At 71.6% G+C, this 25,540-nt stretch carries 18 protein-coding genes; 2 read left to right on the forward strand and 16 right to left on the reverse strand.

The genetic code is table 11. The annotated features are described in order from the left end of the window. Nucleotides 1-3: 3 nt before the first annotated feature. The 4 genes from ACFYXE_RS25145 to ACFYXE_RS25160 form a co-directional block, all read right to left on the reverse strand. Nucleotides 4-486, reverse strand: a complete 483-nt coding sequence (locus ACFYXE_RS25145) for a poly-gamma-glutamate biosynthesis protein PgsC/CapC (RefSeq protein ID WP_055564848.1) — start codon at nucleotides 484-486, stop codon at nucleotides 4-6. After that, nucleotides 483-2,219 carry a poly-gamma-glutamate synthase PgsB gene (gene pgsB, locus ACFYXE_RS25150; protein WP_389315860.1) on the reverse strand — a complete coding sequence of 579 codons (1,737 nt, stop codon included), beginning with the start codon at nucleotides 2,217-2,219 and terminating at the stop codon, nucleotides 483-485. The genes ACFYXE_RS25145 and pgsB overlap by 4 nt, the downstream gene beginning before the upstream one ends. 7 nt (nucleotides 2,220-2,226) lie before the next feature. Continuing rightward, nucleotides 2,227-4,464 carry a HAMP domain-containing protein gene (locus ACFYXE_RS25155; RefSeq protein ID WP_361181243.1) on the reverse strand — a complete coding sequence of 746 codons (2,238 nt, stop codon included), beginning with the start codon at nucleotides 4,462-4,464 and terminating at the stop codon, nucleotides 2,227-2,229. A 355-nt stretch (nucleotides 4,465-4,819) separates the two neighbouring features. Next, complete coding sequence (locus ACFYXE_RS25160; RefSeq protein ID WP_389315862.1) at nucleotides 4,820-6,022, reverse strand: CapA family protein; 1,203 nt, start codon at nucleotides 6,020-6,022, stop codon at nucleotides 4,820-4,822. Between the two features lie 23 nt (nucleotides 6,023-6,045). Here ACFYXE_RS25160 and ACFYXE_RS25165 point away from each other — a divergent pair, with 23 nt between their 5' ends. Beyond that, a complete protein-coding gene (locus tag ACFYXE_RS25165) occupies nucleotides 6,046-7,056 on the forward strand; it encodes a hypothetical protein (RefSeq protein WP_389315864.1) in 1,011 nt (336 codons plus the stop codon). Nucleotides 7,057-7,100: 44 nt separating this feature from the next. Here ACFYXE_RS25165 and ACFYXE_RS25170 read toward each other — a convergent pair whose 3' ends face one another. The 7 genes from ACFYXE_RS25170 to ACFYXE_RS25200 all read right to left on the reverse strand — a co-directional run bounded on the left by ACFYXE_RS25170 (nucleotide 7,101) and on the right by ACFYXE_RS25200 (nucleotide 17,219). Then, nucleotides 7,101-8,594 carry an ArnT family glycosyltransferase gene (locus ACFYXE_RS25170; protein ID WP_389315866.1) on the reverse strand — a complete coding sequence of 498 codons (1,494 nt, stop codon included), beginning with the start codon at nucleotides 8,592-8,594 and terminating at the stop codon, nucleotides 7,101-7,103. Between the two features lie 84 nt (nucleotides 8,595-8,678). Continuing rightward, nucleotides 8,679-10,202, reverse strand: coding sequence for an amino acid permease (locus ACFYXE_RS25175; protein WP_389315868.1), 1,524 nt, complete (start codon nucleotides 10,200-10,202; stop codon nucleotides 8,679-8,681). 114 nt (nucleotides 10,203-10,316) lie between these two features. After that, complete coding sequence (dxs, locus tag ACFYXE_RS25180; RefSeq protein WP_389315870.1) at nucleotides 10,317-12,245, reverse strand: 1-deoxy-D-xylulose-5-phosphate synthase; 1,929 nt, start codon at nucleotides 12,243-12,245, stop codon at nucleotides 10,317-10,319. A 195-nt stretch (nucleotides 12,246-12,440) separates the two neighbouring features. Beyond that, on the reverse strand, nucleotides 12,441-13,760 hold the full coding sequence (locus tag ACFYXE_RS25185; protein WP_389315872.1) for a sugar ABC transporter permease: 1,320 nt from the start codon (nucleotides 13,758-13,760) through the stop codon (nucleotides 12,441-12,443). Further along, a complete protein-coding gene (locus ACFYXE_RS25190) occupies nucleotides 13,757-14,557 on the reverse strand; it encodes an ATP-binding cassette domain-containing protein (protein ID WP_361180415.1) in 801 nt (266 codons plus the stop codon). The genes ACFYXE_RS25185 and ACFYXE_RS25190 overlap by 4 nt, the downstream gene beginning before the upstream one ends. 243 nt (nucleotides 14,558-14,800) lie before the next feature. Continuing rightward, complete coding sequence (locus tag ACFYXE_RS25195; RefSeq protein WP_389315875.1) at nucleotides 14,801-15,898, reverse strand: substrate-binding domain-containing protein; 1,098 nt, start codon at nucleotides 15,896-15,898, stop codon at nucleotides 14,801-14,803. 121 nt (nucleotides 15,899-16,019) lie between these two features. Beyond that, entirely contained in the window at nucleotides 16,020-17,219 is a 1,200-nt protein-coding gene (locus ACFYXE_RS25200) for an ROK family transcriptional regulator (protein WP_361180417.1), read from the reverse strand. A gap of 395 nt (nucleotides 17,220-17,614) precedes the next feature. Between ACFYXE_RS25200 and ACFYXE_RS25205 the strand changes: the two genes are divergently transcribed. Next, nucleotides 17,615-18,268 carry a hypothetical protein gene (locus ACFYXE_RS25205; RefSeq protein WP_389315877.1) on the forward strand — a complete coding sequence of 218 codons (654 nt, stop codon included), beginning with the start codon at nucleotides 17,615-17,617 and terminating at the stop codon, nucleotides 18,266-18,268. A 142-nt stretch (nucleotides 18,269-18,410) separates the two neighbouring features. Here ACFYXE_RS25205 and ACFYXE_RS25210 read toward each other — a convergent pair whose 3' ends face one another. From ACFYXE_RS25210 to ACFYXE_RS25230, 5 genes are all read right to left on the reverse strand, one after another. Continuing rightward, nucleotides 18,411-21,728 (reverse strand): CHAT domain-containing protein, encoded by a 3,318-nt coding sequence (locus ACFYXE_RS25210; RefSeq protein ID WP_389315879.1) that lies wholly within the window; start codon nucleotides 21,726-21,728, stop codon nucleotides 18,411-18,413. Between the two features lie 48 nt (nucleotides 21,729-21,776). Then, nucleotides 21,777-22,262 carry a hypothetical protein gene (locus ACFYXE_RS25215; protein ID WP_389315881.1) on the reverse strand — a complete coding sequence of 162 codons (486 nt, stop codon included), beginning with the start codon at nucleotides 22,260-22,262 and terminating at the stop codon, nucleotides 21,777-21,779. 21 nt (nucleotides 22,263-22,283) lie between these two features. Continuing rightward, a complete protein-coding gene (locus ACFYXE_RS25220; protein ID WP_361180713.1) occupies nucleotides 22,284-23,168 on the reverse strand; it encodes a carbohydrate ABC transporter permease in 885 nt (294 codons plus the stop codon). After that, nucleotides 23,168-24,115, reverse strand: coding sequence for a carbohydrate ABC transporter permease (locus tag ACFYXE_RS25225; RefSeq protein ID WP_389315884.1), 948 nt, complete (start codon nucleotides 24,113-24,115; stop codon nucleotides 23,168-23,170). Before ACFYXE_RS25225 ends, ACFYXE_RS25220 begins: the two co-directional genes overlap by 1 nt. Nucleotides 24,116-24,199: 84 nt before the next feature. Next, on the reverse strand, nucleotides 24,200-25,462 hold the full coding sequence (locus tag ACFYXE_RS25230; protein WP_361180716.1) for an extracellular solute-binding protein: 1,263 nt from the start codon (nucleotides 25,460-25,462) through the stop codon (nucleotides 24,200-24,202). Between the last annotated feature and the right edge of the window lie 78 nt (nucleotides 25,463-25,540).

Raw genomic sequence — 25,540 nt, forward strand, 5'->3', positions numbered from 1 at the left:
GAATCAGGCGGATGGCATGAAGCCGAGGAGGATCCCGGCGGTGAGGACGACGTAGGCCATGAGCGTCACCGAACCCGTGGCGAGCAGGGTGGGGCCCTTGGGCTGGCGCACGAGCTGGTAGGCGATCAGGCCCGGCACGATGAAGCCGAGGGTCTGGTTGCTGTACATCAGCGGGAACTCGAGCGAGAGCACGATCATCACGGTGGCCTGGAGCACCACGCCGGTCAGCACGACGGCGGCGAACAGGCGCTTGCCGTAGAGGATCACGAAGCGCTGCATGAGGAGCGTGCAGACGTAGGTGAGGACGGTGACGCCGACGACCATCGCGGCGCGCTGCAGGTCCTCGACGAGGGTCAGCGCGAGCCAGCCCGGGGTGATCATGCCGCCGGGCGAGAGGTTGGTCGTCAGATAGCAGACCAGGGAGAAGAGCAGCCCGAGCGCGATGCCGACCGCGGCGATCTCGGGGGTGAGGACGGAGGGAATCAACGGGGCTCTCCTGGGCTGTGCCACTGCTGGTTGTCGTCTGCGGCGGGCGGTACGGGGGGCACGCGCGGCTCGAACAGGCCGCGGGGCCTCGGGGTCTGGGGAGGCTGGGCGTACGTCTCCTCGGAGCCGTGGCCCGGCGGGAGCGCCGGGAGCGCCCGGGTCTCCTGGGGGGCGTACGTCTCCTGGGGGGCGTAGGCGTCCTGGGGGGCGTAGGCGTCGTGGGGCTGCGCGTAGCTGTCCTGCGGGCGCGCGTAGGCGTCCTGGGCCGGGTGGCCGCCCTGGTGCCGGAGCGGGTGGGCGTCCTGGGGCGGGTAGGCGTCGTGCGAGCCGTAGGACTGCTGCTGGGGCGGGTAGGCGTCGTGCGAGCCGTAGGACTGTCCCGTGCCCCGCTGCGCGGGGATGTGCGACTGCTGGTGGGCGGGGAGCGGCGCGGTGTACCGCGTCTCGTACGCCTCCGGGTAGTGCTGGTAGGGGTCGATGCGGGGCACGTACAGCTGCATCGTCTCCAGCGGGTCGCCGGCGGGCGCGACGGCCTCGGCGGGCTCCTCGCTCTCGTCGGCGGGCAGTTCGGCGAGGTGTTCCAGGAGCAGCTCGCCCTGGCCGTGGATGTTGCCGATCGCCACGAGCGAGGAGTCGGTGCCGAGCTGCGCGAGCATCTGGCCCATGAACTCCTCGGGGTCGCGCCGGTCGCCGCCGAGGTCGACGGCGCGCGAGCGCCACTCGGAGGGGATCGCGTCGATGGCGGACTTGGCCGGGTGGCCGATGACGAAGACCTTCTCCGGCTGGAGGTCGGGGATGATCTCGCCCATCTGGCCGTTGCGCTCGACGCGGTCGGGACGGCAGTTGATGACCACGTTGAGCGGGCGGTGGATGGCGCCGAGGTCGAGCAGCTGGTTGATGTTCATCAGCGTCGACTCGGGGTCGTTGGCCGCGAAGACGTTGGCGAAGCGGAGCTTCTTGCCGTCCTCGGTGGCGTAGCGCTCCACGGAGAGGACACCGGGGTCCGGCGGCGCGTCGTACATGCCCTGGAGGGCGACCTCGCGGCCGACGCCGACGAGTTCGGCGACCTTGAGCGCGATCGACACGTTCTCCTTGAAGGTGAACCAGCTGAAGCCGCGCAGCTCCTCGTCGGTCACCGTCTCGGGGTCGGCGTAGATCAGCTCGCAGTTCCGCGCGTCGGCCTCCTCCTGGAGGATGTCGAAGCGGTCCTTCTCCGCGGTGACGCAGATGCCGCCCTCCGGCATGGAGCGGGAGAGCGAGCGCGCCACGTCGTCCAGGGTGGGGCCCATCTCGGCGAGGTGGTCCTCGCGGACGTTGCAGAGCACGCCGATCGTGGAGCGGATCAGCTTGGACTGGTTGATCTCCTGGAGTGCCGGCATGACCGCCATGCACTCGATGACCAGGGCGTCCGGGTCGTAGGTGGCGGCCCGCCGCACGATGCCGATCTGCTCGACGACGTTGGCGATGCCGAACTTGCGGTAGACCGGCTCCTCGGTGGCGTCCGGGTGGATGAACCGGGCCGCGGTGCCGGTGGTCTTGGCGACCGTGGTGAGTCCGCCGCCGCGCAGCGCGCCCGCGCACAGCCGGGTGATGGAGGACTTGCCGCGGATGCCGTTGACCAGGACCCGGGTGGGGATGTGTTCGAGGCTGGCGAAGTGCCGCCGCTGTTCGACGACACCGGCGGCCAGCAGGACGGCGCAGCACACCACGAGGACCGTGTAGAGGAAGAGCACGGTGGGTTCAGTTCCTTCCGGCGAGGCCGGCCGTGACGCCGTCCCGCTTGCGCTGTGTGCCCGTCGGCAGCTGCTGCCTGATGAGTTCGAGGCTGCGGGTGACGGCGCCGACCTCGTCGTGGTGGCGCGGGTACAGGACGGTGCGGCGGTCGCCGTCGGCGAGCGCCTCCGCCTGGTCCGCGAGGTGCCGCAGCGGTCGTACGACGACGATGTGCAGCCAGCCGAGGCAGGCCGCGGCGGCGGTGATGCCGAGCATGCCCGCGAGGACCGTGCGGTTCTGGTAGCTGTACTCGGGGATGGCGAGGCCGGAGGCGGGCTGCCAGCTGACGACGGTCCAGCCCAGCGTGCCGGCCGCGCCGCCGCCGACGAACGGGGCCGCGGCCGCGATCTGGATGTCGTCGCCGTCGCGGTAGAGGACACCGCTGGGGCGCGGGCTGAGCCCGACCTTCTGGCCGGTGCCCTGGGCGAGGGCGTTGAGCCGGCCGCCCGGCAGGTCCTGGAACTCGCGGTAGCCGGTGTTGGCGCCGATGATCTTCCGGTCGGCGTCGACGACGCGGACCTCGCCGAGGCCGGGGCGCTTGAGCAGCGAGTTGAGGAAGTCGATGCGGAACTCGCCGACCACGGCGGCCCGCTCGCGGCCCGGCACCTCGGCGGTGCCGATGATCACCGGCTCCTTGCCGCCCTCGTCGATGACCCGGATGGGCTTGTTCGAGGGGCCCTTGCCCGCGGGGCTGCGGGGGTCGTGGCCCGCCCTGGCGAGGACCTTGCCCCCGGCGTCCAGGACGTACAGGGACGCGTAGCGGGTGTGCTGGTTCAGGGTGCTCTCGAGGACCTTGGTCATGTCCGAGGGCTCGGTGCGGTCGCCCATGAGGGAGGCCACCGAGGTGAGGTCGGCCTGGCCCTCGTTGAGGGCGCGGCGGACCCGGTCGGTGAGGGTGTCGGTGCGCTCGCGCTGGTCGTTGACCATCTGCTGCGGGACGACGACGGTGTCGCCGGCGCGGTTGAGCAGCAGCAGGAGCGGCGCGGACCAGGCCAGCAGGATGACTCCGCAGACCGCGATGAGGGTCCGGGTGCCGAACCTGCGGCGGCGGGCGGGCTTGTCCTGCCGGGTGGCGGGCTCGCCGGTGAGCTGGCGGCGCAGGCGTTCCAGGGCGCTGCCGATGCGGGCGGCCTCGCCGTGCCGGGGCACGGAGACCGGCCGGTCCAGGTCGCCGCGGGTGAGGCGGCGGCCCTCCAGGAAGAGCCGGATCAGCGGCCGCTGCACGGTGCGCACGAGCAGGAGGACGGTGAGCCCGCCGATCAGCAGCAGGGCGCCCGCGGCGATGAGGCCGAAGGCCGAGTCGCTCTTGGCCGTCGGGTCCTCGGCGACCGGGACCATCGCGACGACGGTGAGGCCGAGCCGGGTGGCGACGGTGGACTCGCCCGCCTCGGGCGCCGCGAGGTTCGCGTAGCCGGCGACGGCCCGCTCGCCGAGGTAGCGCTCGCCGGTGAGGTGGCCGCTGACGCCGGCGAAGCCGCCGGAGCCGGGCTCCTTGGACATCAGCGGGTGCTTGCGTGCCTTCTTGGCGGCGCTCTCGGCGAAGGACTTGAGCTGCTTCTTGGACTGGGCGACCTCGTCCCGCTGGAGGTCGGTGAGGACCTGCTCGGGCTCGGGGATGCCGTCGGTGCTCAGGACTCGGGCGTCCTGGTCGACGACGGCGATGGAGCGGAACTTGCCGAGGCTGATGCCGGGGAAGCGCAGGCTGCTGGAGGCAACGAGGAGCTGCTGCGGCTGTCCCTTCCAGGTGAGCAGGGCGAAGGAGAGCAGGCGGGTCTCGCCGTTCTCCAGGCGCACCATGCGCGGGGCGAGGCCGTCCTTGGCGGCGAGGCCGCCGCGGTCGATGGCGGTGAGCGGCAGGTTCTCGCCACGGGCGGCGAGGAGCTTGCCGGAGGCGATCTCGACGATCGCCGTGCCCATCCACTTCTGGTAGACGCTGCCGGTCTTGTCCAGGACGGCGTCGGCGGGCACCGGGTCGCCCGCGCTGAACAGCTCGGCGGTACGGGTCAGGTCGGTCACGGACTCGTCGATGGAGGCGCGCAGCGCGATGGCGCCGTCCTCGGCGAAGTGCTGCTGGGACAGCTTGACCGCCTTGGGGACGGCTTCCTGTCCCGCCCTTCCGAGTGTGAGAGCGGTGATGCCCGCGAGGGCGAGGAGCAGGACCGAGAGCACGGCGATGGGGGGACGTATGCCGCCCAGCAGTGACATGTCGGTCCTTCGGCGGACCTTGTGCCGCCGCTTCGAACGCGAAGCGGCCAAGGGGGGCTCCTCTCCTGGAGTGACGCGGGTACGGATGCGCACAGTGATGCGCTCCGGAAAGGTGTGACACATCAACCCGGGAGAGGGATGCACGAAGTAAGGAAAATGTGAGCTACATCGCGTCGAACGTGCGTTTAGGCCCTAACCGGAACGAGCATTCCGGACCGTCCCAAAGCGCCGGACGCCCCGGGCCGCCCGGCCATCGGCCCCGGCGGCCCCGCCGTTCGGCCCGGACGTCCGTCCCGTGGGGACGGGCCGGACGGACGGGCCGTCGGGCCCGCCGCTCCTCCGTCCCCGCCCGGCCTCAGTCGGCGGGCAGATCCTCCAGCGGTTCCAGCCCGTCCTTGCTGGCACCCCGGTTCAGGAGCGTGCCCTGGGTGCGCTCGAAGGCGAGGCGGTAGCGGGCGCGCTGCTGCTCACTGAGGTCCTTGCCGTCCCGCAGCGTGGCCGCGACGTCGAGCAGCCGGTGGTCCTTGACCGCGTCCTTGGGCAGCGCGCCGGTCTCGTCGGGGTCCGGCGGGATCTCGGTGAAGGTGGGCACGTACTTGGCGTCGACGTCCCACGCACCGCCGCGCTTGACGAACTCGAACCAGCCGACGACGCCCTCCTCGGTCAGTCCGCTGGGCACGTCGTGCCGGGCGATCTGGTTGCCGAGCCCGTACGCGATCCAGGTGCCGTCGACCTTCTCCATCGGCTGGACGACATGCGCGTGGTGGCCGATGACCAGGTTGATCCCGGTCTCCTCGGCGATCTTGCGGGCGAGCCTGATCTGCGGGCCGCTGGCGTTGGGCTGGTTCTCGCGGCCCCAGTGGATGCTGAGGATCACGACGTCGGCACCCGCGCCGCGGGCCTTCTTCTCGGCGGCGGCGATCGCGTCGAAGTCGTTCTGGTTGACGATCCAGGGCTTGTTCTTCGGGACCTCACGGCCGTTGAACCCGAAGGCGAAGGCTATCTGCGCCACCTTGACGCCCTTCACCTCCGTGATCAGCGGCTTGGCGGCCTCCGCGGCGCTGCGCGCCGAACCGGTGTGCCGCAGGCCCGCCTTGTCGAGCGTGTTCAGGGTGCGGGTGACGCCGGCGGGGCCGTGGTCGAGCGTGTGGTTGGACGCGGTCGAGCACTGGTCGTAGCCGACGTCCTTGACCGCCGTGGCGATCTGCGGCGGCACGAGGAAGTCCGGGTAGCTCTGGAAGGGGCCGCCGGGCTTGCCCACCACCGGCTCGAAGTGGCAGATGCCGAGGTCGGCCTTGCTGATCACCGGCTTGATGCCCGCCATCATCGGGCGGAAGTCGAGACCCTGCTCGCCCTTGCCCGTGGCCTTGGCGTCCTTGCGGGCCTGGTCGGTGAGCTGCGGGTGGATCAGGATGTCGCCCGCGGCGGCGACGGTGAACGAGGGGCCGCCGTCGGCGGCGGGCTTGTCGTCGCCGCCGGAAGGACCGCAGGCGGTGCCGGCCAGCAGGAGCGAGGAGGCTGCACAGGTCAGGAAAAGCCTGCGGAAGGGACGTGTCATCACAGGGCTATCTTTATACAACCATGAAGATCTTCCGTACCCGGTCGTCGGCGATCACCCGGCGACTCGGGGTCCTCGGCCTCGTCACCGCCGCCGTCCTCAGCCTCGCGCAGTGCACGTCGGGCTCCTCCGACGACCGCGAAAAGCGCAGGTCGGACAAGGGCCCCTCGGCCACGACGCCCGGCGGCGGGAGCCCGCGCGGGCCCCGGCCGGACGAGGGTCTGACGGCCCTGGTCACCACGTACACCGAGGGCTTCCACGAGGACAGCGGGTACCGCCGCCCCTCGCGCACCGACCGGCGCGCGGTCGCCGCGGGCGTCGCCCTGCTCCTCGACGGCCGGCGCCCCCAGGCCGAACGGCGTCTGGCCGACGTGGACCTCGCGGTCCACACGGTCACCGACAAGGCCGCGGGACGCCGGTACGCGGAGATCGCCGACCGCTCCGAGAACGCCGCGGCACCCCGCGGCTGGGGCCGCGTCTACATCGACCTGGACGCCCCGGCCCGCTGGTCCGTGCAGGTGCCGCACCCGGTGGCCGACCGGAACACCGAGCGGCTCGGCGCGGAGCTGATGCGCCGCTCCCCCGGCGGCGTCCTGGTCCTGGCCGGCGCGCACCGCGACGCCGGACGCGGCGACGAGGCGGACGTCGCGCACCGCGGGGACACCGTCTTCGACGCCGTCTGCGACGAGCTGGTGCGGCGCGGCCTGCCCGGCGTCCAGCTGCACGGCATGGCCGACGACTCGGCGCCCGACCACGACGTCGTCGCCTCCACCGGGCGGGGCAGGGAGGCCGTCGACGAGGGCCGCGACCTCGCGGACGCCCTGCGCGAGCGCGGCTACGACGTCTGCCGCGCCTGGGCGCGGTCCTGCCCGCTGGCCGGCCGCTCCAACCTCCAGGGCCGCGCCGCCGCCTCCCACGACGTCCCGTTCCTGCACGTCGAGTTCGGCCCCCGCATCCGCGAGCACGACGACGACGCCCGCGCGGCGGTGACGGCCCTGACCCACCTGACCCGCACCTGGCGCCGGGCCGCGTAGCACCCGCCCCGGCCGCGCGCCGCTCACCGCTCACCGCTCACCGCTCACCGCTCCACTCTCCCCCACACCACCGCCCCCTCCACCCACAGCACCGGCTCGTAGTCGGCCGTGAGGATGCGGTGCAGGGCCGGGACGCGGTGGGGGGCGAAGGGTTTGCCGCGGGAGTCGTCGATCACCAGGGCGGGCGGGGCCGCGCGCAGTTCGCGGCGGAAGACCGGCCAGGCGCCCGCGACCGCGTACTTCTCGCCCACCTGCGGGCCGTTCCTGCCGCCGCTGTAGTTGGTGAGCAGGCCGGCCGTCAGGAAACGGCTGGCGGGGGTCCGGTCGGCCAGCCAGTAGGCCTCCGGGTGCATGCCCCAGAACAGGACCCGGTCCTCGGGTCCGGTGTGCGCCCGCACCGTCTCGGCCAGGCGGGTGGCGTGGGCCAGTTCGGGGCGCGGGGCGAGCAGGCCCCAGGCGAGGAAGACCGCGCAGGCGCCCCCGGAGACGAGGATCGCCCGCACGGTCCGCTCGCGCGGCAGGATCTGCAGGGCCGCCGCGCCCAACAGGGCCAGCGGCGGCATGAGTTGCAGGTAGTAGTGGCCGAAGAAGTGGAAGCCGAGCAGGACCGCGGCCACCGACGCGGCGAGCCACAGCCACAGCTCGCCCGCCCCGGTGCGGGCGATGCGCAGCACCCGGACGACCGGCGGGAGGATCCCCGCGCAGGCCGCCGCGAGGATCGCCGAGTTCACCAAACCGCGTCCCAGGACGTGGAGTTCGGAGCCGGTGAACGAGGCGTAGGCGCCCGATCCCGTCACCGTCCAGAACAGGAAACCGGAAGGCGAGGTCAGCAGGGCCGCGGCGAGGACGGGGCCGCCGAGCCCGGCCGCGAGCCGCAGCACGTCCCGGCGCGGCGCGCCGCCCTTCCACAGCAGCCAGCCGACCGGCAGCAGGACCGCTCCGCCGGTCTGCTTGGCCAGGAAGGCGCAGGCCACCGCGGCACCCGCGGCGCCCCAGCGGCGCCGGTCCGCGCACCACATGGCGGCGGCCGTGCACGGCAGCATGAAGACCTCGAAGGCGGCCGCCTGCGCGTCCTCCGGGTTCAGGCCGATGGAGATCAGCAGGTACAGGACGCCCGCGGTGCGGCCCGCGCCGTCGCCCCAGCGGCGCCGGGCCACCGAGACCAGGAGCACCGCCGTCAGGAGCTGCGCGAGGACCGCGAGGACCTTGAGCGGGAGCAGCGAGCCGTCGCCGAAGAGCGCGAAGGCACCCTCGTACAGCCAGGGGACGAGCGGCGGCTTGCGGTCGACGACCGTGTCGTAGAGCGTGCCGCCGTGCGCCAACATCCGGGCCTGGACGGCGAGATAGCCCTCGTCGGGGCTCCACAGCGGCCGGCACAGCGAGGGCAGCCGGGTCACGCAGGCCAGGGCGGTGAGCAGCGGGAGCAGGCGGGCCCAGTACGGGCGCCCCGGGCCCGCGTCGGGGGCGTACTCCCCACGCGGGCCCGGCACCCGGGGGTCGCGTACGGAGCGTAGTGAGGCGGTGGGCTCGGCGAGCATACGGTGCACGCTATCCGGCCCCGCAGTCCCCATCGGATCGGGACATACGGGGCCGGTGAAGAAGCCGTACCGAAAGGGCGGTGACTACTGAGCGTCGCCGTTCTGCGGGTCGCGGCGGTGCAGCCTGCTGTGCGTCCGCCCGTACGCGAAGTAGATGACGACGCCGAGCACCATCCACACGCCGAACCGCAGCCAGGTCTCCCCCGGCAGGTTCAGCATCAGCCAGAGCGAGGCGAGCACCGACAGGATCGGCACGAAGGGCACCAGCGGGGTGCGGAAGGCGCGCGGCAGGTCGGGGCGCTGCCTGCGGAGCAGGACGACGCCGAGGGCGACCACGACGAAGGCGAACAGCGTGCCGATGTTGACCAGTTCGGCGAGCTCGTCGATGGAGGTGAAGCCGGCCACGACGGCCACGATCAGGCCGAGCAGGATCGTCGAGCGGTAGGGCGTGCCGAACTTCGGGTGGACCTTGGAGAAGGTCTGCGGCAGCAGCCCGTCCCGGCTCATCGCGAAGAACACGCGGGTCTGGCCGAGCAGCAGGATCATGCAGACCGAGGTGAGGCCGACGGCCGCCCCGAAGCTGATCAGGCCCGCCCAGAAGGGGTGCCCGACGGCCTTGAACGCGTCCGCGAGCGGGGCGTCGGTGGAGAGCTCGCTGTACTTCTGCATGCCGGTGACGACGACGGAGACGGCCACGTACAGGAGCGTGCAGATGAGCAGCGAGCCGAGGATGCCGCGCGGCACGTCGCGCTGCGGGTTGTGGGTCTCCTCGGCGGCGGTGGCGACGATGTCGAAGCCGATGAACGCGAAGAAGACGACGGCCGCGGCGGTGAAGATGCCCATCACGCCGAAGTTCGACGGGGTGAAGCCGAAGATCAGCTGGACCAGCGGTGCGGTGATGCCGCCGCCGCCCTCGACGTGCTCGGTGGGCGGGACGAACGGGTCGTAGTTGGCGCCGGTGATCAGGAAGGCGCCCACGACGATGACCAGGAGCACCACGGTGACCTTGACCGCGACGATGACGTTGGTGACCCGCGAGGACAGCTTCATCCCGGCGACCAGGATCGCGGTCAGCACGAGCACCAGCACGCAGGCCAGCAGGTCGAAGCCGAACTTCCCCTCGTGGGTGCCGCTCAGCGCCTGCGGCAGGTGCATCCCCGCGGTGTCCAGGAGCGAGCGCAGATAGCCCGACCAGCCGACCGCGACCACCGCGCAGCCGAGCGCCAGCTCCAGGATCAGGTCCCAGCCGATGATCCAGGCCGGGAACTCGCCGAGTGAGGCGTACGAGAAGGTGTACGCCGACCCGGCGACCGGCACGGTCGAGGCGAACTCGGCGTAGCACAGGGCGGCGAGCCCGCAGACGAGTCCGGCGACGACGAAGGCCAGGGCCACCGAGGGGCCGGCCGTCTCCTTGGCGATCTTTCCGGTCAGCACGAAGATGCCGGTGCCGATGATGACGCCGACCCCGAAGACCGTGAGGTCGAGGGCGGACAGCGACTTCTTGAGCGCGTGCTCCGGTTCCTCGGTGTCCTTGATGGACTGCTCGACGCTCTTCGTCCTGAAGAGGGTGCTGCTCACGGGTACCTCCCACGTTGTCGTCCCCGACATGATCGAGAGACCGGGTACCCCGTACGCCCCGGGACGGGCCCATTCACGCGAATGGGCCGGTTCCACCACCCGTACAGGGTGCTGGGACCGGCCCGTCGGCGGTGCGCGTTGACGTCAGTCGCGGGCGGGCTCCACGGAGTCCACGGCGGCGGTGCCGCGCTCGTACCTGCCGTCGAGCTTGGCGACCAGGCCGGTGACCTGCCGGGCGATGTCCGGCGCGGTGAGGCCGATCTCGGCCATGATCTCCTTGCGGGAGGCGTGGTCGAGGAAGCGCGGCGGGATGCCGAAGTCGCGCAGCGGGACGTCGACGCCTGCGTCGCGCAGGGCCTGGGCGATCGCCGAACCGACGCCGCCGGCGCGGGAGTTGTCCTCGACGGTGACGACGACGCGGTGCTGCTCGGCGAGCGGCGCCATGGCCTCGTCGACCGGCTTGACCCAGCGCGGGTCGACCACGGTGGTGGTGATGCCCTGCTTGTCGAGGAGGTCGGCGATCTCCAGGCACATCGGCGCGAGCGCGCCCACGGAGACCAGGAGCACGTCCGGCTTGTCGGTGCCGCCCGTGCGCAGCACGTCCATGCCGCCGACCGTGCCGACGGCCTTGACCGCCGGGCCGACCGCGCCCTTGGAGTAGCGCACGACGGTCGGGGCGTCGTCGACCTCGACGGCCTCGCGCAGCTGCAGGCGGACCTGGTCGGCGTCGCGCGGCGCGGCGATCCGGAGGGTCGGCACGCACTGCAGGATCGACATGTCCCACATGCCGTTGTGCGAGGCGCCGTCCGTGCCGGTGACGCCGGCGCGGTCCAGGACGAAGGTGACGCCGCACTTGTGCAGCGCCACGTCCATCAGGAGCTGGTCGAAGGCGCGGTTGAGGAAGGTCGCGTAGACCGCGAAGACGGGGTGCAGTCCGCCGCTGGCCAGGCCCGCCGCGGAGACCGCCGCGTGCTGCTCGGCGATGCCGACGTCGTAGACCCGGTCGGGGAACTCCTCGGCGAACTTCTTCAGGCCGACCGGCTGGAGCATGGCGGCCGTGATGGCGACGATGTCCTCGCGCTCCCGGCCGAGCTCGACCATCTCCTCGCCGAAGACGGACGTCCAGTCCATGCCGGAGGCGGCGATGGGCAGGCCCGTGTCGGGGTGGATGACGCCGACGGCGTGGAAGTGGTCGGCCTCGTCCTCCAAGGCGGGCTTGTAGCCGCGGCCCTTCTCGGTGATGCAGTGCACGATGACCGGGCCGCCGAAGCGCTTGGCGCGCTGCAGGGCGGACTCCAGGGCCTCGACGTCGTGGCCGTCGATGGGGCCGACGTACTTCAGGCCGAGGTCCTCGAACATGCCCTGGGGGGCGATGAAGTCCTTGAGGCCCTTCTTGGCGCCGTGCAGGGTCTCGTAGAGCGGCTTGCCGACGACCGGCGTGCGCTCCAGGAGGTCCTTCCCGCGGGCCAGGAACCGCTCGTAGCCGTCGGTCGTGCGCAGGGTCGCCAGGTGGTCGGCGAGGCCGCCGATCGTGGGGGCGTAGGACCGCTCGTTGTCGTTGACGACGATGACCAGGGGCCGGTCCTTGGCGGCGGCGATGTTGTTCAGCGCCTCCCAGGCCATGCCGCCGGTGAGCGCGCCGTCGCCGATGACGGCGACGACGTGGTCGTCCTTGCCGCGCACCTGGTTGGCCTTGGCGAGGCCGTCGGCCCAGCCGAGGACCGTGGAGGCGTGGCTGTTCTCGATCACGTCGTGCTCGGACTCGGCGCGCGAGGGGTAGCCGGAGAGGCCGCCCTTGCTGCGCAGCTTGTCGAAGTCCTGGCGGCCGGTGAGCAGCTTGTGCACGTAGCTCTGGTGGCCGGTGTCGAAGAGGACCTTGTCCCTGGGGGACTCGAAGACGCGGTGCAGGGCGATGGTGAGCTCGACCACGCCGAGATTGGGGCCGAGGTGGCCGCCGGTCTTGGAGACTGCGTCGACGAGGAAGCCGCGGATCTCTCCGGCCAGCTGGTTCAGCTCCTCGGGGCTGAGCCGGTCAAGATCGCGCGGTCCCGTGATGCGGGTCAGCAGCGGCACCCGTGCCTCCTTGCAGTAGAGCTGAGATGTGCTGTTCGAGCGTTGCCGGGTCTGTCGAGTCTAATGTTCCGGCGTCGGCGGGCGCGCCCGGGAGGTGCGTTCCCGGTCACACGAACAGCCGTACCCCCCGGGGATCAGGTGATCCCCCGGGGGGTACGGCCGTGGTCCCGCGCCCCGTGCGGGGCACGGGGAACGCTACGCGCGCCCCGCGGACTTCTGGGTACGCCGGGACACCGAGTCGATGACCACCGCGGCCAGCAGCACCGCGCCGGTGATCATGAACTGGATCTCGCTCGCCATGCCGAGCATGTTCAGGCCCTGCTGGATCGACTGGATGACCAGCATGCCCAGGAGCGCCGACCACACCTTGCCGCGCCCGCCGAAGAGGCTGGTGCCGCCGATGACCGCGGCCGCGATCACCATCATCAGGGTGTTGCCGCCGCCGAGGCTCTTCGTGGCGCCGCCCGAGAGGCTGGCGATGAAGAGGCCGCCGAACGCGGCGAGCATGCCGGAGATCGCGAAGACGGTGATCCGGATCCGGTCGACGTTGATGCCGGCCCGGCGGGCGGCCTCGGCGTTGCCGCCGACCGCGAAGACCTGGCGGCCGAAGGTGGTGCGGCGGGCCACGAAGTCCGCGATCACCAGGACGGCGAGGAAGAGGACCAGGGCGAGCGGCAGGCCGCGGGCGCCCTCCGGCTCGTTCAGCTCGTAGGCGGCACCGCCCGCGAGGACGGCCACGACGACCGTGCGCAGGACGATCTCGCTGACCGGCCGGGACGGCAGCCCGGCGGCCCTGCGGCGCTTGCTGTCGAGCAGCAGGGACGCCGCGTAGGCGATGATCGCGACGGCCGCGAGGCCGTAGGCCGCGCCCTTCTGGGCGAAGAAGTGTCCGGTGAGGTCCTCGACGACACTGCCCTCGGGCGTGTTGATGCTGCCCTCGCCGCCCATCAGCCAGATCTGCAGACCGCTCCAGCCGAGGAAGCCCGCGAGGGTGACCACGAAGGCGGGCACGCCGATCTTGGCGAAGAAGAAGCCGTGCAGGGCGCCGATGACCAGGCCGGCCAGGATGGCGATGAGCACCGAGAGCCAGTCGTTCAGCTCGTGGGTGACGCTCAGCACGGCCCAGACGGCCGCGCCCATGCCGGCCACCGAGCCGACCGAGAGGTCGATCTCGCCGAGCAGCAGGACGAAGACGATGCCGACGGCCATGATGCCGAGGCCGGAGGTGAACACCGCGATGTTCGCGAGGCTGCTCGCGTCCAGGAAGTGTTCGTTCTTCAGCTGGAAGATGATCGCGATGGCGATCAGGCCCACGACGACGGGCAGCGAGCCGAGCTCGCCGCCGCGCATCTTGCGCTTGAACTCGGTCCAGTAGCCGGTCAGGCCCTGTTCGCGGACGAGCAGGCGGGGGTCGACGACGGGGATCGGCGCGGCCGATCCGCCGGCCTGGCCGGGCACGGTGACATCGGCGGGCGTCTGGGACACCGGCTTCGGGTCCTTGGCGAGGTCGCTCACTTCGCGTCCTCCTTCGTTGCCGTGGCCGTGCGCGCCCTGCGGCGGGTCACGGCGTTGTCCGTGGCGCCGGTGATGGCGGCGATGATCTCTTCGTTGCTGGTGTCGGCGACCGGGAAGGTGCCGTTGTTGCGGCCGAGGCGCAGCACCGCGACCCGGTCGGCCACGGCCTTCACGTCGGCCATGTTGTGGCTGATGAGGATCACTCCGTGACCGCGCTCGCGCAGCCGCTCCACCAGGTCGAGGACCTGGGCGGTCTGCTCGACGCCGAGGGCCGCGGTGGGCTCGTCCAGGATGACGACCTTGGGGTCGCCGACCAGGGCGCGGGCGATGGCGACGACCTGGCGCTGACCGCCGGAGAGCGCCGCGACCGGGATGCGGACGCTGGGGATGCGGATGGAGAGGGTGTCCAGGAGCTCCTTGGCCCGCTTCTCCATCTTGATCTCGTCGAGGACGGAGGCCGTCTTCAGCTCGCTGCCGAGGAAGAGGTTGGCGACGACGTCGAGGTTGTCGCAGAGCGCGAGGTCCTGGTAGACGGTGGCGACGCCGAGGTTCTGGGCGTCGTGCGGGCGGCCGATGCGGACCTGCCTGCCCTCCCACTCGATGGCGCCGTCGTCGATCGGGTGGACGCCCGAGATCGTCTTGACGAGGGTGGACTTGCCGGCGCCGTTGTCGCCGACCAGGGCGACCACCTCGCCGGTGTTGATTTCGAGGTCTACGTCCGTGAGCGCCTGGACGGCGCCGAACCGCTTGGAGACCCCGCGCAACGCCAGCACGGGCGTAGCGGACACGTGAATCATCTCCTTCGCCGCCTGACCGGCGGGGATGGTGGTGCAGAAGGACAGTGCCGTGCCGGGAGAGCACCGCTCACCGAAGAGAGCGGCGCTCCCGCATGGCGGGTCCGGTACCCGCCCCCCGTTTGCGGGGCGGTGTGATGGGGCGGGCACCGGACCGGTTCTGGAGTCCGTCCCGTACAGGGGCCCGGGAGCGCTCTCGCGCCCGCGGGCCACGGCTCGTACGAACGGATTTACCGCACGTGGGGGCTACTTGATACCCGCGGCGTCGCACGCCTTCTTGTACTGGGCCGTGCAGATCTCGCTGACCTTGTACACCTTGTCCTTGACCAGCGTGTCGGCGACCTCGTCCTTGGTGATCGCCTGCGCGTCGTACAGCTTGGCCGGGATGCCCTTGAAGTCGCCGCTCAGCGAGTCGACCTTCTGGTCGGTCAGGTCGCCGATGTCCTTGCCCTGGAGCAGGCGGACGGCGATCTCGGCGGTGGTCTCGGCCTCCGGCTTGATCTGCTTGTAGATCGTGTAGTCCTGGTCGCCGCTCAGCAGGCGCTGCACGCCCGCGAGTTCGGCGTCCTGGCCACCGACGGGGACCTTGATGCCGCGCTGCTTGAGGGCGGTGATGACGCCGCCCGCCATGCCGTCGTTGGCGGCGTAGACGCCCTGGATGCCGTCCTTGCCGAGCTTGTCGATCGCGGAGGCCATCTTGCGGTTCGCCTCGTCCGGCGACCAGTCCGGGATGTCCTGCTCGTACGCGATCTTCTTGACCTTCGCGTCGAGCACCGAGTGGGCGCCCTTCTTGAAGAAGGGGGCGTTCGGGTCGGTCGGCGAGCCGTTGATCATGACAACGTTGGCGTCCTTGGCCTTCGAGCCGAGGGCCTTGACCATGGCCCCGCCCTGGAGGCGGCCGATCTTCTCGTTGTCGTACGAGACGTAGGCGGCGAGCGGGCCCTCGGCGAGGCGGTCGTAGGCGACGACCTTCACGCCCTGCTTGTCGGCCTGCTTGACCCACGACTTGGTCGACTTGTAGTCGACCGAGTCCAGGATGATCACCTTGACGCCCTGGGTGACGAGGGCGTCGAACTGCTTCTTCTGGGTCTCGATGTCCTGCGCGGCGTTGTTGTACTTGACCTTGCAGTCCGAGCAGAGTTCCTTGATCTTGTTCTGCATGAAGGGACGGTCGAAGGTCTCGTAACGCGTGGTCTTGTTCTCGGGGAGCAGCAGACCGATGGTCTTGTTGTCGCCGCCGCTGCCCTTGTCGTCTCCGTCGCCTGCCTTGCCGCATGCGGTCATGGCGAGTGCCATCGAAACCGCGGCCGTGCCTATGACGACGCGACGCGTCATTGCGTTCATGGTGGGTGCCTCCCTGACGAGGCCGCGTCGTTGCGGCCGAGGTGGCTCGAAGTCAACTCGGCCGCCACACCAGCGTCAAGGAGTAAATCCTTAACGAGATGACAACGGTGCCATGCGTTATCTAAGTGAAGGCAGGTGCGCCCGCAGGCAGCGTTCCGTCCAAAAGGGTCGAATCGCCCATCTCGCTCAGCGCGAGGGCCAGTGCGCCCAGGACTTCGGCCCGGCCGCCAAGTGCCCCCGGAAGTACGCTCAGTTGACGCGCCGCACTCGGGATCGCGTACCGCCCCACGGACTCCCTGATCGGCCCGAGGACCAGCTCACCGGCCTCCGCGAGGTCACCCCCGAGCACGACACGGGAAGGGTTGAGGAGGTTGCAGAGATTCGCGACGCCGCTGCCGATGTGCCGCCCGACGTCCGCGATCACGCGCCGGCAGCCCGGGTCGCCGTCCCGCGCGAGGCCCACGACGCGCTCCATGGTCAGGTCGGTGCCGTGGCTCGACTGGAGCAGGGGCAGCACGTACCGGGCGGCGGTGAAGGTCTCCAGGCAGCCGCGGTTGCCGCAGCGGCAGACCGGGCCCGACTCGTCGAGCGTGATGTGCCCGATCTCCCCCGCCGTGCCGCCGGGGCCCCGGTAGATCCGCCCGCTGATCACGAGCCCGGCGCCCACACCGCTCGCCACCTTGATGTACGCGAGGTCCCTGACCCCCCGGCCGCTGCCCCAGACCAGCTCGCCGAGCGCGCCGAGGTTGGCGTCGTTGTCGACGTGCACGGGCACGCCCAGGCGCCCCTGCAGCTCCTCGGCGGGCTTGGTGCCGGCCCAGCCCGGCAGGATCGACGTCGAGCCGAGCGTGCCGGACTCCACGTCGATGGGGCCCGGCACGCCGAGGCCGACACCCGCGATCTTCGTACGGTCCACTCCGGTGGCCGCGATCAGCCGGCTGACCAGCTGCTCGGCCCGGTCGAAGCCCTGCGCGGCGGACGCGTCGACGTCCAGCGGCTCGGACTCCTCGGCGAGCACCTGGTGGGCGAGGTTCCCCACGGCCACGCGCAGGTGGGTGTGGCCGAAGTCGACGCCGATGACGATGCCGGCGTCACCGCTCAGCGAGACGCTGCGGGCCCGCCTGCCGCCCGCCGAGGTGGGCGTGACCTCGACCGTCCCGCCTTCCTTGAGCTCCCGGACGATGTTGGAGACCGTCGCGGCCGACAGGCCCGTCGTCCTCGCGATCTCCGCCTGCGTGAGCGACCCGGCGAGGCGCACGGCACGTACGACCCGCTCGAGATTGGCCCGGTGCAGCGACGACTGCGACCCCGGAGTCTCCATTGACTCTCACCCTTTGCCCTCTTTCGGGCGGCTATGAGGCCCCCCGTGACGCCGGCTCCGGAAGCAGTACCGGGCCATGTACAAGTTGTGAACTCCAAACTCTGCCGAAGGAGATGCCACAGTCAAGTCCTTGACGGAGATCCAGCCTGCGTGCACACGCCTCCCCCGCGGACCCCACACGGGACGGACCAGCTCCGCATCGCCGCTCCCGCGCACCCCCGTCCCCCGCGCCGGCCCCCCGGCCGCCCTCGCCCGCGCGGCGGACGGGGCGCGGCTGCGTGTAAGAGGTGTCGGCATCGCGTGCGGCCCTCTTGTCCGGGTGCGCGCCGCCGCGAGACGCTGGTGGCCCTCTTTCCGAGGCTGGTCCTGAGGCTCGTCCGACCCGGGGGCACGCGGTGGCGCTACTGACGGAGCTCCTGACGGAGAACGGCCACGCCACGGGCGGGCGGCCCCACTTGGCCGCGGATCCGAAGCCGGGTGCGGACCCGCCGCCCGTCGCCGCCGTGCGCCGGCCCGGATGCGCGGGTCCGGTGCGAGCGGTGGTCGCGGTCGCCGCGTTCCTGGCCACGGCGGTCGTCTCGCTCGCCCCGGGGCCGCCGGTCCTCGCACCGGCGGCCGGGGCGGGCGCCGACGTGGCGGCCGCACCCGGCACCGGGCCCTCGGCCGGCGGCGAGCCGTCCCCCCTGGCCGGGCGGCGGACCGGGGCGGATCCGCGCATCCGCCCGGCGGCCGTCGCCGACTGCGGGGGAACGGCCCGGGACCGCCCCGCGGTCATCTTTCTCGCCTGCGGAGACGGTGGCGCGGGCCTCAAGGAGCTGCGGTGGAGGAACTGGGGCGAGCCCGTCGCCACCGCCACCGGGCGCGGCTGGCAGCAGATCTGCCGGCCCAACTGCGCGGAGGGCGGGCAGGACAGGTTCTCGGTGACCGTGACCGTGGGCGGCCTGAAGGGCGGGCGCTACACGAGCCTGCGGATCACCGCACCGCACTCGCCGATGGGGCCCGTCGCCGACTACTGGCTCAAGGAGGACGGTCCCTGGGCGAAGGACTGACGGTTCCTGCCCGACGGCCGGCGATCGGTCCCTTCCCGAAGGCAGGCGGTTCCTTCCCGACGGGCCGGCGGTTGCTTCCCGAAGGCAGGCGGTTCCTTCTCGGCTGGCTGACGCTCCCCCCACCGTCTCCTCGTCCGACCCCTCACGCACCCCACGCCGTGAACGCCGCCCAATGGACCGGTGAGGCGAAGGGACGCTCCTTCGGCGGTTTCGCGTGGGCGGCGTACCGCGCGGCCAGTTCCGCCAGGTGCCGGTGCGACTCCGTGCAGCGCGCGAGTTCCTCCCACGTGAGACGCCGCAGCCAGCCGCGCGCCCGGCGCAGCGCCGGTACCGGGTCCCGGCCGTCGCGCAGGAGTTCGTAGAAGCGCGTCATCAGGAACGCGGTCGCCAGGTCGTCCACCTGCCACAGGCTGGTCACCGCGCAGGCCGAGCCGGCCTGGAGGAAGGCGGCGGGCAGGCCGAGGAACTCGTCGGGGGCCTCGACGATGCCGTAGTGCCCGGACTGGCAGGCGCCCGCCACCGCCACCCTGCAGTGCGGGAGCCGGTGGCGTACGAGGGTGTCCATGTCCAGCCGGCCGTCGGCGAGCACGAGTGAGCCGCCCTGGCTGTCGGACTCCGCGCCGCCGTGACAACTCAGGTGCAGATGTGTGGCGTCGGCCAGGTGGTCGAGCACCCAGCCGACCGTGGCCTCGGCCCCGACCGCGCTGTCGAAGGTGCCGCGCGGCCCGAACAGGTCGCGGATCTCGCCCAGTTCGCCGCGGCTGCCGGGCAGCGAACCGTCGGGGTCGGTGACGGCCACCAGGTGCGGACGGGCCGCGGGCGGGCGGGCCGCCCTGGCGCGGGACGCGGCGTGGACGGCGGCGGACGGGGCGACGTACAGCGTTCCGATGTCGTCGAGGACGCGGTCCCGGCCCGGGTCGAGCGGCACCGCGTGCAGCGGGACGAGGCCCAGCAGGCCGGTCGGGACGACGACGGCCGCGTCGTGCGGCCCGTCCGCGAGGAGCGCGGCGAGCGGGCGCACCAGGGGGGCGAGGGCGGTGAGGCGTTCCAGGGTGCCGGGGAGCTCCCGCCGCCGTCTGAGCCTGGTCGCCTGCTGGACGAGCCAGAGGCCGGCGGTGCCGTCCTCGGGGTCGATGACCAGCAGCCGCAGCAGGGTGACGCTGGTGACCTCGGGCACGTGCACGGCCCGTACGCCCTGCCCCGGGCCGCCGACCACCAGGACGTAGCTGCCCCAGGGCGCGTTGACCAGGTACGCCAGCGGGAGGCCGGCCGCCGCCCTGGCGATGTCCGGCAGTTCGGTGGTGCGCAGGAAGTCCTCGAGGCCGGGGACGGTCCGGATCTCCTCGACGACCGCGCGCAGGGCGCGTTCCGCGTCGGCCTGTTCGCGTGCCGCGGGGGCGAGGCCTGCGGGCGCCGGCGCGACGGGCCCGGTGACCGAGGCGTCGTAGCGGACCTGGGCCTCGCGGTAGCGGCGGGCCAGGAAGGAGTCGACGGCCGCCAGCTCCGCCAGGTCCGCGGCGCCGCGCCCGACGGTCGTGGAGAGTTCGCGGGCGAGGCCGCGCTCGATGGCCCGCACCGCGTGCTCGCAGCGGCCGGCCCGCGCCAGCAGGAAGGCGGTCCAGCGGGCGATCCTGTCTACCCGCACGACCACGTCGCGGCGGCTCGCCACGGTCATCTGGGCGTCGTGGAGCGCGCTGACCGCGGTGAGCATGCCGGACGCCACGTCGGCCGCGTCGTCCCACCGTTCCGCCCCGGCGTGGATGTCGAGGAGCTCTCCGGCGATGTCAAGGTGCAGCGAGGGGGCGTCCGCGGGTGGGGCGGCGGCCAGGGCCGCGCTGCGCAGCCGGACGCTCTCGGCGCTGCCGGCTCCCTCGATCAGATCGCTCGCCCGGGCCGACAGCCAGGTGACGCGGGCGGTGTTGAGCGGCCCGGGGCCCGTCACGGACAGCTCGGACGCCGCGCGCGCCGCGGTGCGCGCGGCGTGGGCGTCCGGTGGATCGCGCCGCAGCAGCAGTTCGGCGAGATTGCACTGGGCCCGCATCCAGAGCGCGCGGTCGTCGTCGGGCCCGAGGTGGTCGAGCGCGTCCCGGTGGCAGCGCTCCGCCTCGCGCAGGTCGTCGGGCTCCCCGCGGCGCTGCAGGAGCAGGCCGAGGTTGACCAGGGAGTAGGCCCAGTCGACGGGGGAACGTGCCGGGGAGCGCTCCTCCAGTGCGGCCCTGATGCGGTCGATGCCGAGGCTCAGGTCGGCGGGGCCGCCGCCGGGGCGCTCGGCGAGGAGCAGTCCGTAGTTGGTCTGGATCAGCGCCCAGAACTCGGGGTGTTCTTCCCGGTCGATCCTGCTCGCCCGGGCCATCAGCCCACGGCCCGCCTCCCAGACCTCCAGGCGGTCGCCGTCGTCGCGCAAGTAATGGGCGGCGGCCAGGTGGTTGGCCGTGCGCACCCACTCCAGGCTGCCCTCGGGCAGTCTCGTCAGCGCGTGTTCGAGCAGCCCGAGCACCTCGGACAGCTCGGCGTCGAGCCCGGCGTGCAGCGCGCGCAGGAGGAGGTCGCCGAGCAGCGCGGACAGCTCGGTCCGTGTGTCCTCCTCGCCGAGGTGGGCGGCGAGTTCGAGGGCCTCGCGGGCCGGTGCGATGCCCGTGGTCCCCTCGGCGGCGAAGGCCGTCTCGCACAGCTCGCGCAGTCGCTCGTACAGTCCGCCGCCGAAGTCGCTCAGGGAGGCGAGGTAGCGGCGCAGTGCCTCGTTCCGCGGGGTACGCCCGTCGCTCAGGTCCTCCAGGAACCGCTGGCGGCGCCTCAGGGCCGCCGCGTCGGGTCTGCCCGCGGCCTCGGCCGCGCGGACCTCGGCGCGGCCGGCGTCCCGCACCCGCGTGTCGCGGGTCAGCTCGGGCCGCGTCCGCAGGAGCGCGTCGAGTTCGTCCGGCATGCTCGTCAGCAGGGCGTACAGCAGCCCGTTCACTTCGGTGTCCGCGCGTTCCTCCGCGAAGTACCGGAGGAAGAGGGCGTAGTGGTCGGCCGCGGCCTGCCCGTGCGGCTCGACCTCGGTGCGGGCCGTCGCGGGATCGGCCAGGTCCCGGGCGGGGTCGCGGGTCAGGACGACCGCGAGCAGGGTGCGGGGCAGCGGGATCAGCTGTCCGTCGAAGGTGTCGCCGTCGAAGGCCCCGGCCCGCTCGGCCTCCCCCAGCAGGGCGAGGGCGGACGGCCCGGGGTCGTCGCGCAGTTCGGCCAGGGACAGCCCGAGCAGCAGCGGGGCCGGCCGGCCCGGCCGCAGCACCAGCAGCGGTACGTCGATGTCGGCGCGCGCCCCGCATTGCGGGCAGTCGGCCCAGGCGAGGCCCGGCCCCGGCGCCGCCAGGACGTCGGCGCGCTCGCGGGCGTCGACGACGCGCCACACGACCGCCGAGCGCTCCTGGTCGCATCCCGCGCAGTGCCAGGCGAAGGACGCCCTGGCCGAGACCGCCATGCCGCCTCCGTCGTCCCGCGACCGCGCCGGCCGTCCGCCGCCCGCCCGCTACTGGCCGCCGTTGATCCGCGAGAGCAGCGCCGTGAAGACCCGGCCGAGGGCCGCGTCCTTCATGGCCGCCTTGCGGATGGTCAGGCTCCACTTCCCCCGGGTGTCCCGCTTCACGACCACCTCGGTCTGCAGGAGCACGATGACGAGGACGGGAACCAGGAGCGACACGGGGTCGAATCGCTCCGACGGGGACCGTGCGTAGTCGACGGCCTCGTCGACCGTCCGCGCCAGGTCCGCGTCCCGGGAGGCCGCGTACACCAGCACGGCGCGCGCCAGATCACCCTCCGACGCGGTCCCGTGTCCGGGCTGCGCGTAGGCCGCGACGTCGGCGGCGTCGAGCATCCCGGCCAACTCCGCGCGGTCCCAGTCGTGCTGACGGGCCGCGTCGAGGAGACCCTGCTCCTCGACGACGGCCGCGAGCGCCCGGACGGCGGCCTCGTCCGGCAGCGCCTCGATGTCCCGTGCCAATCGGTTCTGGTCCAACTGGTCCCGTCCCGTCCCGCGTTACTTCACCGACCCTGCCGTGAGCCCCGACACCACGTGCCGCTCGATGAAGGCGAACAGCACGATGACCGGAACGATAGCGACGACGGACGCGGCGAACAGGTAGTTCCACTGGACCGTGTAGTTGCCGATGAAGTTGTTGATGCCGACCGTCAGCGGCTGCTTCTCCGGCTCCGTGGTCAGGGTCAGGCCCATCACGAACTCGTTCCAGGACGTGATGAAGGTGAAGATCACGGCCGTCACCACGCCCGGCAGGGCCAGCGGCAGGGTGACCTTGATCATCGCGCCGAAGCGGCTCGTGCCGTCGACCATGGCCGCCTCTTCGAGCTCCGGCGGGATGGAGGAGATGTAGGCCGTCAGGATCCACACCGCGAAGGCGAGGTTGAACGCCGCGTTGGTGAGGATCAGCGTCCAGACGGAGTTGAGCATGTCCAGCTGGTGGAACTCGCGGTAGAGGCCGACCAGGAGGGCCGTGGGCTGGAACATCTGGGTGACCAGGACGAGCAGCAGGAAGAGCTTGCGGCCCCGGTAGCGCATGCGGGCCGTGTAGTACGCGGCCGGCAGCGACACGAGGAGCACCAGCAGCGTGGCGCCGCCCGCCACCAGCAGGGTGACCTGGAGGTTCTGGCCGAGCTCGGACTCCTTCCACACGTCGACGAAGTTCGCCCACTCCAGGTTCTGGGGCAGGTACGTGCGGTCGCGCAGCTCCTCCTTGGGGCGCAGCGCGGTGACGATCATCTCCAGGTACGGCGCGAGGAAGATCGCGGCCAGGAGCCACGCGCAGGCCGTGATGACCAGGGTGCGGGGCCGGAAGGTCCGCCGGGTCTTCCGGGCGGGGCCGCCGTCCTTGTGGGGCGCGGGCCGGGTCGCCGTCGCGGTGGCCATCAGTCCTCCTCGTTCCACCGGCTGACCTTCAGGAAGATCAGCACGAGCACCACGACCATCAGGAAGTTGACGACCGACATGGCCGCGGACTCGCCGATGTCGGTCTCCTTCAGCTTGTACATGAACACCATCGACGTGGAGGTGTCGTAGCCCGGACCGCCCTGGGTCATGGCCCAGATGATCGGGAAGGAGTTGAAGACGTTGATGAGGTTGATGACCACGCCGACGAGGAAGGCGGGCCGCAGCATCGGCAGCGTGATGTGCCGGTAGGTCTGCCAGGGGCCCGCCCCGTCGATCCGCGAGGCCTCGTAGACGTCCTGCGGGATGGTCTGCAGACCGGCCAGGAGCGTGTACGTGGTGAAGGGCAGCGAGACGAAGACGGCGACCGCCATCATCCACGGCCAGGCCGTCTCGGGCTTGCCCAGCCAGTCCTTGGAGCTGTCGATCAGGCCGAGGTCGAGCATGAGGGTGTTGAGCACGCCCGCGGTCTGGTTGAGCATCCACTTGAAGCCGATGGCGGTCATCAGGACGGAGGCCGCCCAGGGGGCGATGAGCGCCCAGCGGGTGATCCGCCGGCCGGGGAACTTCTGGTTGAACAGCTGGGCCAGGGCCAGCGAGAGCAGCATGGTGACGGTGACGACGACGACCGTCCACACCACCGTCCACAGCAGCACGGCCGTGAAGTCGCTCTCCTCGAAGAGCTTCTTGAACTTGTCGGTCCCGGCGCTCCCGCGCACCTTGCCGGCGATGGAGATGTTGAGGAACGAGGTGCGGATCAGCTCGACGACGGGCCAGACGACCACGGCGAGGATCAGCAGGATGACGGGCGCGATCCAGGGCAGCGGGCCAAGCCTGGCGATGCCGCTGCGGCGGCTCACCGGCCCGGGTGCGCGCCCGCTCCGTCCCCGGCCGGACTCGGCCGGGGACGGAGGGGCCTTCAGCGACACAAGGACTCCTTGCGAAGGGGATGACGTGGGGAACGGGTCGCGCCGGGCCCCGTCGGGGCCCGGCGAACCGCGGTGCGGCGTCGGCTACTTGGCGTCGGCCGCCGCCGACTCCGCCTTCTTCTGGAGGTCGCCGAGCACCTGCTTGGCGTCGTCCGCCACGGCCTTGCCGCCGGTCTTCTTGATCTCGGCGGAGACGACGTCCCAGGACGTGTCGCCCAGCGGATAGAACTTGGCGTTGGGCAGCACCTGGAAGAACGGCTCCAGGTCCTTGTGCTTGCCGTTGCCCTGCATGGTCTTGAGGGTGTCCTGGGTGACCGGCATCAGGTTGTACATCTCGTCGAACGCGAGCATCTTCTTGGAGTACGTGAAGTCCAGGAACTTCTTCACGCCCTCCTTCTCCGCGCCGCCGTCCTTGAACGCCATCATCCAGTCGGCCACGCCGAGGGTGCTCTGCAGCGGGCCCTCCTTGCCGGGGATGGGCGCGACGCCGTAGTCGACCTTGCCCTCCTTGGCCATCTGGATCAGGCTCGGGTGGCCGTTGAGCATGCCGACCTTGCCGGCCGCGAAGTCGGCGAAGGCCGTCTTGCGGTCGGTGGAGGCCGGGTTGGCGTAGGTGAGGCCGGGCTTGACCAGGTTGGTCTTGAGCCAGTCGAAGGTCTCGACGTTCTGCGCGCTGTCGAGGGTGTACTTGCCGTCGGCGTCGGTGTAGCCGCCGCCGTTGCCGAGCTCCCACATCAGCGACTCGCCCTGGGTCTCCTCGGGGCCGAGCGGCAGGGCGTAGGGGGTGTCGGCGGCCTTCTTGGCCTTGATCTTCTCGGCGTCGGCCGCGAGCTCGTCCCAGGTCTTCGGCGCGCTCTTGATGCCGGCCTTCTTGAAGACGTCCTTGTTGTAGAACATCACGCGGCTGGAGGACACCCACGGAATGCCGTACTGGGTGCCGTCGACCTCACCGGCCTTGGCGAAGGTGGGAATGAGGTTGTCGCGGGTCTTCGCGGACATCACCTCGTCGGCCTTGTAGAGCAGGTCGTCGGCGACCTTGTCCGCGTAGCCGCCGGTCTGCAGCAGGTCGGGCTCGTTGCCCGCCTGGATCATGTTCTTGACGGACTTGTCGATCTCGTTCCAGTTGATGACCTGGACGTCGACCTTGTAGCCCTTGTTGGCCTTCTCGAATTCCTTCTTGACCTCGGCCCAGTACACCTTGGATGCGTTGGACGCCTTGTCGCCGTAGTCGGCGGCGACGAGCTTGATCGTCTTGCCGTCACCGCTGTCGCTGTCACCACCGCAGGCGGTGAGTCCCAGTGCCATGGCGAGCGTTGCCGCACCGGTGGCGACTATTCGATTCCTCATGCTGTTCAACCCTTCGACATCGGTGTCGACTTGAGCGCGTCCAACCGCACCCCGCGGCGCCGTGGCGCCGACACTACT

Source organism: Streptomyces sp. NPDC002564, from assembly GCF_042889645.1.
Lineage (GTDB): Bacteria > Actinomycetota > Actinomycetes > Streptomycetales > Streptomycetaceae > Streptomyces.